Source organism: Megasphaera sp. An286, from assembly GCF_002163455.1.
Lineage (GTDB): Bacteria > Bacillota > Negativicutes > Veillonellales > Megasphaeraceae > Megasphaera > Megasphaera stantonii.
In genome coordinates, this window is sequence record NZ_NFIY01000005.1 from 1 (window position 1) to 13,083 (window position 13,083).

Consider the following 13,083-nt stretch of genomic DNA (forward strand, 5'->3'; position numbering starts at 1 on the left):
GGGCTACCATACGCCGTCAGAGCTATTTGATGCATTCCTCGATGAAGTTTATGCTAGTGAGTGTGTTTCCTGATTATGGTTGTTCAAATTCAACTTGCAATTTACCCCTATTTTATTTGGGTTAAAATTCTGGTATTACGGAATTAGGCCTTAATTAATCTATAGGTTTCAACATTATGTTTTTCTCCTAATTCAATTTTCGTCCTGAACAATCTAAATGGAGTACGGCTCGTAATACTGTACATCTGAATACACAGTAATCGCGCTACCCAATCCTTTGATTTCATAAGCTGCAGCGCCTGCTCTGTGAAATATCTGGATAACACTGGCTGTACCGTCTTGCTTTTTTTGATGTCCAGAAAAATCTAACTAATATCTGCTGTATACAACATAATTATTGAATCTACTCAAACGGATGTCTTTTTGTATGCTCTTGATGTGAAAATAATCAGCAAAGCGCCCTCACACGGAGGATGACCCAGCAAAGTGCGTCGAGCCCGTAACGTTGTGGTCATTTCAATCCACATCCTTACACGGAGGATGACAGCTCGATACGGTAGGCTTTGTCGAGGAGTACCAATTTCAATCCACATCCTCACACAAAGGATGGTTCTCTGCATTTGCCTTTACGGCAGGCTATGGCATATTTCAATCCACATCCTCGCACAAAGGATGACTGCTACGGTTATCAAATCGAGACGGATGACGGCATTTCAATCCACATCCTCGCATAGAGGATGACTTTATCAACGGCGGAAACGACTACATACGGACGATATTTCAATCCACATCCTCGCACGGAGGATGACGGAAAGAACATGAAGCCATATCATAACATGCTCAATTTCAATCCACATCCTCTCACGGAGGATGACTATTGGTCAATGTCCTGGACTCGGCAGTTCACAAGATTTCAATCCACATCCTCTCACGGAGGATGACACGGTATCAAGCTTTATTCTGCGTGTCTACCAAGATTTCAATCCACATCCTCTCACGGAGGATGACTTATCTGTCGTGATAAGCTGGGCGAGCTGTTGCAGATTTCAATCCACATCCTCTCACGGAGGATGACTTAAGCAGCGGGAATTACTTAGCAACTATTTGTGAAATTTCAATCCACATCCTCTCACGGAGGATGACACCCACGGCCCGGCGCAAAATCTTGACAGGTTTGCATTTCAATCCACATCCTCTCACGGAGGATGACAGAGATTATTCATATGGGGTAGGTGATATATATGATTTCAATCCACATCCTCTCACGGAGGATGACCTAATCTGCCTTACTACGTTGGCCATATATTTTCTATTTCAATCCACATCCTCTCACGGAGGATGACCCGATGCCGCTGGCGTTGTTCTGGGCGAAAGACTATTTCAATCCACATCCTCTCACGGAGGATGACTACCTTTATCACAGGCGTCTTTTCCGGAAACTGGATTTCAATCCACATCCTCTCACGGAGGATGACTGCAGCGTCATATCGTTGTCGTAAAAATCGACGTGATTTCAATCCACATCCTCTCACGGAGGATGACACGCAAAGCTCACGATTCCCATGCTCTTTCCTGACATTTCAATCCACATCCTCTCACGGAGGATGACGTGAATACAAGGGATTAGCCTACGATACCTATAGATTTCAATCCACATCCTCTCACGGAGGATGACGGTGGCGCACTGTCTGCGTATCTGGATTTCAACGAATTTCAATCCACATCCTCTCACGGAGGATGACCTATTTTTCTTCGTGTACGGCCGTCCTAGTATCGCATTTCAATCCACATCCTCTCACGGAGGATGACACGATACGGCAATGGCCGCCCGGCGGCAACAGCCATTTCAATCCACATCCTCTCACGGAGGATGACACGAGCAATTAAAGGTCGGCTCATTTTTTAAGTTAATTTCAATCCACATCCTCTCACGGAGGATGACTGAGCAAAGACGAGCTATTGAATATCCCGGTCAAATTTCAATCCACATCCTCTCACGGAGGATGACACGATTCCGGGAAAAGCGGTCCAGCTGATAGACGAATTTCAATCCACATCCTCTCACGGAGGATGACATCGCGCATGGCCTTGCGCCGTACGCCGTGCGTATATTTCAATCCACATCCTCTCACGGAGGATGACTGGAAGCAGTGGCAGGGTACGGCCTTCCTTATAACATTTCAATCCACATCCTCTCACGGAGGATGACAAAAATCCGGGGAAAGCGCCATTCCCCATACGCCATTTCAATCCACATCCTCTCACGGAGGATGACGTTCGTAGACTTGTCATCGTTCTCCTGCGGGAAATTTCAATCCACATCCTCTCACGGAGGATGACCGCTACATTTAGTATACTACAGTTTTCCATACAGCAAATATAGATATCTTTATGCAGCATGCTTGCTTCTGACCATAACAAATGGCCGCAAAGCTTAACACCATTAAAGGTTTTGAGTGCGAATGCACTGGCGAAACAGCCCCTGCTTTGCATTCGCACTTTTACCTGCTGCAGTCTTACTCTCTAGGGCGTATTCCTTTGCCACTGCAAGATTGCGCTTTTTACTATCAGTGAATCTGCTGGCTTCTTATATCATTCGCATACAGGTTACGCCTGCCGGCACTTTATCTTCATGTATGCGCACTTCATAGTCATCATATGAACGCGGAACGGCTTCGTCAGATTTTTTTTGAACCGAAACGGCTTCAAACAGCTTATGGGCCGGCGCATTTCCCAATTCGCTGTCGTGTTTAAATACGATGAGCTCCCGTACAGTCATCTTACCGCGAGCTGCCGAATGATCGTGTTCAAACATATTGATAATACTCGTCCACAGAAGCTTCAGGTCTTCTTCTGTAAATCCTGTTACCCTGCGGGCCAAGTTAGCCGACACGTAGCCTTCGGCCTTATACAATCCATAGGGTACAACATACTTTCGGCCCATCGTTCCCGGCGCATCTTTGGCCTCTGCGTCAGCTTCCGTCGTATGCGTGACGCGGGTAATTCCTATTTCCTGCGGAATGATGGGGTCTATGCTTCGGGCAAAGCCAATCTGCACCGGTCCGCGAACCTGTCCGCAATTCAGCGAATTTTTTACAAAGGTCGTCATGACGGCGCCAAAGGTACGGATGTCATAAAAATTCCGGCACATGAAATCCCGGATTTGCATATCCAGTTCCGGATTGTCTTTCTTCAACTTTTTTAATTGATCTTTATTCTTTTGTATCCCCAAAAAATTAAATGCTTCCGTGTCATTTCGCTCTAAGGGAACTCTTTCTTTTACGTAAATTCGGTACCCTTCCTGGTCTTCGCAAGCGATTTCTACGTAATTGCGAATCTTTCGCTTAAGGCAGACATCTGTTACGATGCCGTGTCCCGTTTCCTGATCCATGCGGGGCATATTGCCTGCGTCGGGGTCGCCGTTAGGATTTCCGTTTTCCACGTCAAAAAGTATGACGAACTCATATCTGTTTTTAATTACGTCAGCCATTTACGCTTCCTCCTTATTATGTCTTGCCAAAAGGACTTCTCGCTGGTGATAATACCCTAAAATGAATTCTCCCTGCTTACTCAGCGATACATGCATCGGTATGACCTGTTCCCCGCCTGGCAATGTTTTCAGCAAACTGCAAATCAGGCGGTCCATATCTCTCGCTATTCCGGCTTTTTCTTTTCTTAGTTTTGCCAAGTGATGATTGGCCAGCTTTAGCAGTACAGGGAATACAACGGCCGGCCGGGTACAGGCCGAATCGAAGTAGCTGTCTCTAATCGTCGTATTGATCTTGGAATCATACTGGTATTGCACATATTCCAGTGCGGCGAACAATCTCCCCAAAACGTATGCCCTGTCTGTCGATGCTTCATTCAGTCCCACAGTCATATTCCTCCCTTTATTTTTTATGAGATAGGCCTTGATAAAGGCCGCGCGGCGATAATTCACTTTCCCTGAACCTTGGTCGGCATGAATCCGCAGGATAATCGCCTGATACAAGGCTTCCGGATAGGCCTGATCCGTTAAGATGGCTTGTAAAACGGCTCCGGCCAATGCCGGCGAAACGGCCTTATGCTGTGATTTTGGAGATACCGTTTCCTGCAGCAAGACCCAAAGGGGCACGCATTCGCCAGTTTCAAAAAAAGGCTTGACGATCGCCATTCGTTCCATATGATTGGCAATATGGATCATAAAATCTCCAAATGTCCCGGCCAGGAAGCACCGTACGGAAAGGCGGGCTGCATTAGGAGACAATCCCAGGATATAAAAAGGGTTGCTGTATTCCATTCGCAAGCCTTTATAATCAAACCAGCCCTGCCGTTTTATATCGTCGAAAACGCTTCGCAGCACCTCGTCGCTCATCCCTTCTTCATCGGGCCTTTGGGCACATAGAAATTCGCTGAATACATTTTGATATGCCTCGCACTGCCTTTCAGCCCAATACACGATCGTCATATCGCCAATATACTGGGTATTTCGGTTCATTTCTCCAGACAACAGATAGTTCAGGGCTGTCGAATAGGCAAAGGCAGCATATTCTGATACGGGAGCATTTACGCCTTGCTCGTCGTCATGACCATAGGACTCATAGGCCGGCGCATTAAAGGAAACCAAGGAAGCGCCGCTGGATTGGGCTCCCCGCACGCCTTTGATGCTTGGATGCAGCCTGGCAATGGGAGCCTGCTCGCCAGTCACCAGACACTGCATGACGACGGCCTCATCCTGACGCTTCCGCTCATTCCAGGCCGCCGTTAGTTCTGCGTCCTGCATCACATTACGGCCATTGACGAAGAATATGATGCCGCCGCCTTTGACGAGGCCCTCCCAATGAGCAGCCACGGCTTGATGCTCTGTCGCCGTCTCAGGATTCCACGAAGCAAAAAAATGCTTGATAGCCTCTGCAGCCGTTCCTGCATATGGTCTCAGCAGGTCTTCATGCAGGCGTTTTGCCTGAGCAAAGCACTGCCTCGCCCGTTCCAGCTTAGCCCCGTCGATGCCTAAAAGATAGGCCGCGTTATCATATAGAAATTGCGGCGCAATGCCGGAAGACCGTTTCAGCGGCTGCGGCACCGTCATCAGCCGAGGCACATCGATTACCTTTTTCCCTCTGGCCCGGGACTCCATCAGCGTGTAAATTTGCAGCAACTGCCCGTCAGTCCCTATATCCAAGGCATAGGAAACGTTTGCCTTGGCCCAGCCCATGGGAGGCACTTTATTTTCTTTTATTAATTGTTCATAATATTGAACCAACGCTTGCAATATCATCGCTGCACCTCGCAGTCCCGAAGGTCCAAAATGCCGTTCTTCAATACGGCGTGAAAAAAGATAGGCCTAATATTCATCGAGTCCGAATAGTCCATGTCATACAGCATATATCCCAAATCCCTTGTCTCATTAGGATAGGCCGTTTGAATTTCCGTGCCACCCCATTCCCGAAAATGGGCTGGAAACTCTCTGAGCCCAAAGTAGGGTTGATGAAAGCACTGCCCGCGCCGCAGTCTCCGCTTGATGATATCGGAAAATTTCCCGTGGTTGTCGGAAGGATTTGCCTTGTCCGTCAGTTCGAAATGGGCCTTAATGACGTAATGCACGTCTTTCAGCATGACAGCAGCCCGCTGCTGTCGATCCTCTGAAGCCGCTAAATACAGCGAACCCTGTTCCTTCTTTATCGCTGCCGAAACCGTCCGGGCATTAATCTTTGACCGCACTTCGTTTTTCTTGACAGCAGCAAATTGGATGGGCTTTAACACATAGATACAGTCTATGACCCATGTCATCCCAGGATGCCAGAAAATGGCCTCTAATATGCCTCGCGCAGCGGACGGCGAGAGAATTTCGAAAGAAACTCTCTCCGCTTTATACTCAGGGCGAGTAAACAAAGCGTATTCCCCCCAAACCTCTACGCATACTCCATAGCTCATTTTTTCACCTTCTTTTTTCAGTTCTTTTTTAGTTATATAAATTATATCATGAGATTTAAAAATAAATCAATAATTATTTGTCAAACGAATTCTTTTTCTGATATGATAAAGTAAGTCGTTGTATGATTCAAAATACAATGTGGGTTGAAATAGTTCCTTTTTAGGACACAAAAATAGGGCAGCTCCGGCTGCCCATTTTTGCTGTATAAAACTAATATTACCGGCATATATCCTCTGCAAGCAAGCCCATCTGTTCGTCATAAGCGTCTGCATCTGTCAATATGCTGATACCTTCATCTAAGATTTCTATTTGCGACCGAGCGCACAGCAGTTCATACGCTGCATCAGGAGAACCGCACGCTGTACGTACCGAATACCGGCCCGCTTCACGCAGCAGTTCTTTACTCCGTTCGCCGTTCCGCAATCGCTCGGCAATATGCCTAGCCGTTTCATCACGATGAGCAATCAGCACTGCCATATCTGCAGATTCAATGATCTTGAACGCATCAGCGACTTGCGCAAAGGGAAGAACTCTCTCCTGGATCAGTTTCATAATCCGATTTTTATCTAATCCATCGCCTTTTATAGTATATAACAACTCAAAATACGCCCGAACAGCTTCTGGCGAACGGATATCGCCGGCAAAGACAGAACAAATTCGTTCCGCCGCTTCCCGTTCCTGCCGCATATAGGAAGCCGGCCTGACTTCCTCCGCCTTAAAAGAAAAAACAAAAACGCCCCTTTCTTCAGCCGTCCATTCGTCTTCACGGCTGCATCGCCCCGCCGCCTGAATGACACTGTCCAAGCCAGCCATTTCCCGATACACATAAGGAAAGCTGATGTCAACGCCTGACTCGAGTAATGAAGTGCTGATGACAATGCATCGTTCCCTGCGCCGCAGCCGCTCGCGGATTTCCTTCAGCACGGCCATCCTGTGCGCCGGATACATATTTGTCGACAAATGATATATACCTTCCCCCTGCATCTTCCGAAACACCCTGCGGGCCGTCTTTTTAAGATTTACAATACACAGAGCCTGATGATGTGTCTCTAATGCCGCGGCCAATTCCTTGACCGACATAGCTTTGGGCATAACTCGTATCGCCACTCGCTGCCCCAAAGGATTCATTTCCCTGCTTTGACCATAAATTTCCTGAATATGCCTGCCGCCAAAAAATTGCTGCCACGGCGGCTGCGTAGCCGTACACAATACGGCGGCGCATGTATATCTTGCCGTCAGCTCGTCAATGCACTGCATGCACGGTTTCAGAAATCCGACAGGTATCATCTGCGCTTCATCAAACACGATTACGCTGTCCGCTATATTGTGGAGCTTTCGGCATTTAGACGGCTTGTTATGAAACAGGGATTCAAAAAACTGCACGTTAGTCGTCACGATAACAGGCCCATCCCAATTTTCTGCTGCCAGCCGCTTCATCGTACTGCTTTCGTCTGCATCATCATACATGACATTCACGTGATGTTCTATGACGTTCTTTTCTCCCAAAATCTCTTTGAACACGGCGGCATTTTGCTCGATAATGCTCGTATAGGGAATCACATAAATGATGCGCCCTTTTTTCATCCGGCAAGCATAATGCAGCGCAAAGGCCATAGAAGAAATCGTCTTGCCTCCGCCCGTCGGGACCGTCAACGTATACAACGTATCGGCAGCCGTTTCGCCCATGGCGATACATTGATGCAGCACGTCTGTACGCTTGCGCTGAATTTCTGTATGCTGCGATTTCAAAAACTTCTGTATATAAACATCAAATCGCTCCTTCAGCGTATCTAATCGGTCAAACATATCCGTTTCAGCAGCTCGGCGTCCCTGCATAAAGGCTGCCGTATCTAAAAAGTCCGCATCAACCAGACAAGAAAACAGCATGCGGATGTAAAACATGGTGCTAAATGCCGACCTTTGTATTTCTTCGCACACGTCCGTCGATACCGCGGCCTGGGGCTTGGGAAAATCCTGCCGATAGGCCTGGTAATCGGGAATATCGTCGGGAACTTCTTTTTTCATTCTTCCTAAAAAGGTCCCGTCATATTTGCTGCTGACGCGGCTGCCTCCGTCGAGCAGGCCGCTGTGATGTCCCGCTGCGCAAACAGCTTCCGGAAACAAGCCGGCTTGATATAATTCTTTCGCACCGGCCGTCGAGTGATCATACGGACGCCCCTGGCCTGTCTCCATACGCCGCCGCACCGGCTCTGCGTATTTTCCGATATCATGATAGGTACCTATTATCCGTCCCGCTTTCCCTGCACCAAACACCGCGGCGAAGGCTTCGGCAATTTTTCCGACGTTCTCTAAATGAACGGGCAACGGCTGTACTTCTCCCGTCTCTTGATTTTTATGGCCAATGAATTTCTTTGTATCGTCTTTATCGTCCATGTAAAGTCTCCCATTGATAGTAAATTCTAGTATGCTGATACGGTGATAACTGAAGAAATACTCCACAAAGGAATGCGGCGTCCTTATCTGACAAATCAAGCAGTTCAAACCATAGTTTCGTACGAAAAATGACGAGGCTTCGCCCAGCACCATTTATGGTCTACGAGATTTTAATTTACATCCTTGTATGAGAAGTGACAAGCGTTAAAACAGCCCTAATACACAGACATAAATATTTCAATCCGCACTTTCGTGCGAAAAGTGACGCGCAAAAACAACGCTGGCGGGCCAGCCGCAACTTATTTCAATCCACACCTTCGTACGAGAAGGGACTGCCAAGAAGACAATGAACCATACGACGTATGGGATTTCAATCCACACCTTCGTACGAGAAGGGACTGCTGCATTTAGTATATCATGAAAGCTACTTCAGCAAATGCAGGTATTGGCAGCTATATACGGCACTGCGTACCGTTTTTCCGCATCAACAAACAGCATATTTCCATACATTTTAGTGCGAAATCAAGGGAAAACTGCCGCATGCTTTCGATTCGCACAGGCTGCATTTGTTTTCCCACTATTCGTATTCTTATCCTTATTATACCAGATGAAGCCTGCCTATCGTTCATTTTTATCCTTGCTTATGCCATACTATGTTCTATCTAATTCGCCATCAGGGTATGTTTCCCCAAATTCCCTGCGTTCTTGACAAGCTACTACGACGGATAGACGGATGAAAGATGTCCAAAGAACTAATCACCGCTTCATACAGTAAGCAGCAACAGGCTGCTTGAAATCATATCACCCAAAGAAATACACGGCGGCCAAGGCGGCGATGATAAAGCGGTAGACGGCGAAGGTGGTCAGTGTCGAGCGGTTCAGGAAGTTCAGGAACCAGTAGACCGACGCGTAGGACACGGCGAAGGCGACGAAGAAGCCGATGGTAATCATGTCGAAGTCGTTGTCCGTCAGGACGTACATGTTTTTCAGCAAGTCGTAGAAGCAGGCGGCCAACATAACCGGCACGGCCATGATAAAGGAAAAGTCTGCCGCCGCCTTACGGCCGACGCCGAGGAACAGGCCTCCGGAGATGGTCGAGCCGGAACGGGAAAAGCCCGGCCACAGGGCAAGGATCTGAAACAGGCCGATACCGAAGGACTGGGCGACGGTGAGCTTGTCCACATTGTCGCACAGCGTTTTGCCATGGGCTTTTTCAGCTGCCATCATGAATACGCCGCCGGCGACGAGTCCGACGAGGACCGTTTCTACGGAAAACAAATAGGTCTTAATGAAGTGATGAAGCAAATACCCGACGGGCAGGACGGGGACTGCACCGGCGGCGATGTGAACCAGCGTCAGGCCCGTATCGGAGCGCCGCCAGTTTTCCCGCCGCAGCAAGGGCCGCCAGCCATTAAAATGCAGCATGGTCAGGATTTTTTCCTTATATATGACCGCCACGGCCATGATAGCTCCCAACTGGATAAAGACTTCGAATACGCCGGCCTGCTGGCCGTCATAGCCCAGCAGATGGCCGACGAGAATCATATGGCCCGTCGACGATACGGGCAGGAATTCCGTTGCCCCTTCGACGATGCCCAGGACGACGGCGATAATATAGTCATACACGATGAGTCCTCTCTTTTCTGTCCGATATTATTGGTTTTCATAGATGAGCCAGCGGCCGGCCTTTTTCACGCCGACCCAGTCGCCGGGAATGCCGGCTTTGTGGAAGTTGGCGTCTTCGTTTTCATGGACCAGAAGCACTACGTGGTCGTGCTGCGCCAAGTCTTCGATTGCCATGAAGGGCATGATGTTCTTGGCATTCCAGTTGATGCCGCCGGGCAGGGAGTCTTCTATTTCATCGGCCCATTTCAGCCGCTTGGCGTCATAGCCGGAGTAATAGGCCAGCGATACGGGATAGCGCCCGCCGTAGACGGCGACGCAGGTACGGCCGTCGGCCATGCGCTGTACGGCCTGGGCGGCATCATAAGCCGACGCCTCCCGGCACAGGGGTACGGCGACGAAGAGGGTCACGATCAGATAGAAAGTAACGCCAACCGTCGTCAGAACAGCGACGAGGCGCTTATGATGGCGCAGGTACGCAGCAAAGGCGATGGCAACAGGAATCATGTACGGGAACGTATAGGTCATGTATTTCGTAGCCATGCACTGGTAAAACACGAAGACGACGACGGCCCAGGTCACGAGGAATTGTTCCTTCATGGACAGGGAATCTGCCATGCGGCGCAGGCCAGCAAAGCCTCCCGTTCTTAAACAAGCTCTCAGCTTGTGAACCGGTTTATATTTCTTTGCGGCCAGAGGCAGCGTGAATACCCAGGGAAAGAAGCCTAACAGAAACACGGCCGTATAGTAATACCACACGTTATCCCTGGGATGCTCCGACACGGTAGCCCGCAGGACGTTGTGGACGCCGATGAACTGGCTGATGAAATCACCGCCGTGCATCATGTACATGGGTACGTACCACAGGCCGGCGATGACAAAGAACAGCAGCAGCCCCGATCCCAGCTTGATGTGCAGGAAAACAGATTTGAAATCTCTCCGCCACAGTAAAAACAGGACGATAATCAGCCCCGGCAGGACGAGGCCTACAGGCCCTTTCGTCAGGACGGCCAGGGCGGCGCAGGCATAAGCTCCATAATACAGGCGCGGCCGCCCTTCACTGTAGGCGAGATAAAACAGCATGAGCGTCGCTGAAAAGAAGACGAACAAGGTCATATCCGTAATGACGGCGTGGGAAAGGTAAAAGTATTCCAGCGATGTCACGAGGACCAAGGCCGCGACGAAGCCCGTCTTTTTGTCGTACAGGCGAGACGCGAAACCATAGGCCATGACGACGCCGATGAGACCGAAGACGGACGGGAAAAAGCGGGCGGCAAATTCCGTCGTGCCGAACAGGGAAAAGGCCGCCATGAGCTCCCAGTAAAACAAGACGGGCTTGTCGTACCAGTAATTGCCGAAAATGCGCGGTGAAACGTAATCGCCTGACTGCAGCATTTCCATCGCCGTCAGGGCGTAATTCGATTCGACAGGGTCGGTAATTTTGATCAGGGCGTTGCCTGTAAAGCAGACGAGGACGGCCGCAGCCAGCAGGATTGGAACGTATCCTATGTCGTCCAGCAGCCGCTGCAGCAGGTTCGGCGCAGCAGCCGGCGCGGCGTTCAGCAAGCGTTCTTCACTGCGATGTAAGCATTCCATCTCATCGTCCCCCTTGTCCCGCAGCATACTGATATGTCAGGATAATGCCGTCTTTCAGTTTCATGTACGGCTCCCAGCCTAGAAGGCGGCGGGCTTTTTCATTCGATAATACGGAGCGGTAAATGTCGCCTTTTCGCATTCTGGCAAAATTCGGCGTCAGCTCTTTTCCCGACGCGCGGCGCAGCTCGGCCAGTACGTCCAGGAGCGACGATTCCCGGCCCGTGCTCAAGTGGTATACTTCGTCAGCCTGCTCCGTCGTCAAGGCGCAGACGATGCCGTTGGCAATATCGCCGACGTAGATGTAATCCCGCGACTGGCTGCCGTCGCCGTAGACCGTAATGTCCATGTCACGGGCAGCCCGTTTGGCAAATACGTTGATAACGCCTCCTTCGCCGCCGACTTCGGCCCGTTCGCCGTAGACGTTGGCAAAGCGCAGGACGACGTAATCCAGTCCATACCACTTGTGATACAGGCGCAGGTACGATTCGATCGTCACCTTGCTCAGGCCGTAAAAGGACAAGGGCGACAGCGGATAGTCTTCCGACAGGGGCAGATCCTTTTCCGGCGGATTGCCGTACACGGCTGCCGACGAGGCGAAGACAATGCGCTGCACGCCGGTCTTGCGGGCGCATTCCAACACGTTGACCGTACCCATGACGTTGTCCCTCGCATCGCCGTAGGGGTCCTTGATGGATACGTCGACGCGGGTCTGGGCCGCCAGGTGGACGACGCATTGAAACCGCCCTCTATCCATGACGTCCAGCAGCATCGGGCTGTTGATATCCAGGCAGACAAAGCCGGCTCCTTCAGGTACGTTCGTCCGCAGGCCGCCGCGCAGGTCGTCGACGACGAGGACGTCGTGCCCCATAGATAACAGCTTGCGTACGAGATGCGAACCAATAAAGCCGGCTCCGCCGGTGACGAGTATGTTCATAATGCTCCCTCTTTCTCCTATTGCTCAGGTCTTTATCATTTGCCTCAAGTATACGGAGAGAACTTAAACAAAGTTTGAACGAACAGCTACGAAAGCATAAACAGAGGGTAAAGAAATTTCCCGGAACATAAACGCAAAAAACTGCCGCGCCGAAGCACGACAGTTCTCACATATGCCATATGCAGTTATAGTACCATGAGCAGCGTCCCTATGGTGATGAGGACCGCGCCAGCGACGATCTTTAGGGTCGCCGTTTCATGAAACAGGAGGAAGGCCAGGAGCAGGGTAATGACGACGCTCAGCTTGTCGATGGGCACGACCTTGGACACGTCGCCCAGCTGCAGAGCCTTGTAATAGCAAAGCCACGACGCCCCCGTCGCCAGGCCCGACAGGATGAGAAAGAGCCAGCCCTTCCGGCTGATGCCGCTAATGTTGTCCCAGTTTCCCGTCAGACTGACCATGCCGAAGGCCATGACTAAGGCCACGGCCGTCCGAATAGCCGTCGCCACATGGGAATTCACGCCTTCGATGCCGATTTTTGCCAGGATAGTCGTCAAGGCTGCAAATACGGCCGATCCCAAAGCTAACAGCGCCCACATAGTACTTCATCTCCCTTTCTGTT

8 protein-coding genes and 1 CRISPR repeat array are annotated in these 13,083 nt (G+C 50.0%); all 8 genes read right to left on the minus strand.

Annotated features, from left to right (window positions below; genetic code table 11):
- Positions 1–513 precede the first annotated feature (513 nt).
- Positions 514–2,340: direct repeats of the CRISPR family, unit length 32 nt; unit sequence ATTTCAATCCACATCCTCTCACGGAGGATGAC.
- 247 nt (positions 2,341–2,587) lie between these two features.
- On the minus strand, positions 2,588–3,490 hold the full coding sequence (gene cas7c / locus B5F80_RS03575) for a type I-C CRISPR-associated protein Cas7/Csd2 (RefSeq protein WP_087477453.1): 903 nt from the start codon (positions 3,488–3,490) through the stop codon (positions 2,588–2,590).
- Positions 3,491–5,257 (minus strand): type I-C CRISPR-associated protein Cas8c/Csd1, encoded by a 1,767-nt coding sequence (cas8c, locus tag B5F80_RS03580; protein WP_204246336.1) that lies wholly within the window; start codon positions 5,255–5,257, stop codon positions 3,491–3,493.
- The gene (gene cas5c, locus B5F80_RS03585) at positions 5,254–5,913 is read right to left on the minus strand and encodes a type I-C CRISPR-associated protein Cas5c (protein ID WP_087477454.1); all 660 of its coding nucleotides are present in this window, start codon (positions 5,911–5,913) and stop codon (positions 5,254–5,256) included. The genes cas8c and cas5c overlap by 4 nt, the downstream gene beginning before the upstream one ends.
- A 217-nt stretch (positions 5,914–6,130) precedes the next feature.
- Positions 6,131–8,308 carry a CRISPR-associated helicase Cas3' gene (gene cas3, locus B5F80_RS03590; RefSeq protein WP_158099951.1) on the minus strand — a complete coding sequence of 726 codons (2,178 nt, stop codon included), beginning with the start codon at positions 8,306–8,308 and terminating at the stop codon, positions 6,131–6,133.
- Between the two features lie 801 nt (positions 8,309–9,109).
- Positions 9,110–9,934, minus strand: coding sequence for an undecaprenyl-diphosphate phosphatase (locus B5F80_RS03595; RefSeq protein ID WP_087477456.1), 825 nt, complete (start codon positions 9,932–9,934; stop codon positions 9,110–9,112).
- Between the two features lie 27 nt (positions 9,935–9,961).
- Positions 9,962–11,527, minus strand: a complete 1,566-nt coding sequence (locus B5F80_RS03600) for a glycosyltransferase family 39 protein (RefSeq protein WP_087477457.1) — start codon at positions 11,525–11,527, stop codon at positions 9,962–9,964.
- A 1-nt stretch (position 11,528) separates the two neighbouring features.
- Positions 11,529–12,461, minus strand: coding sequence for an NAD-dependent epimerase/dehydratase family protein (locus tag B5F80_RS03605; RefSeq protein WP_087477458.1), 933 nt, complete (start codon positions 12,459–12,461; stop codon positions 11,529–11,531).
- A 185-nt stretch (positions 12,462–12,646) separates the two neighbouring features.
- Complete coding sequence (locus B5F80_RS03610; RefSeq protein ID WP_087477459.1) at positions 12,647–13,060, minus strand: EamA family transporter; 414 nt, start codon at positions 13,058–13,060, stop codon at positions 12,647–12,649.
- Between the last annotated feature and the right edge of the window lie 23 nt (positions 13,061–13,083).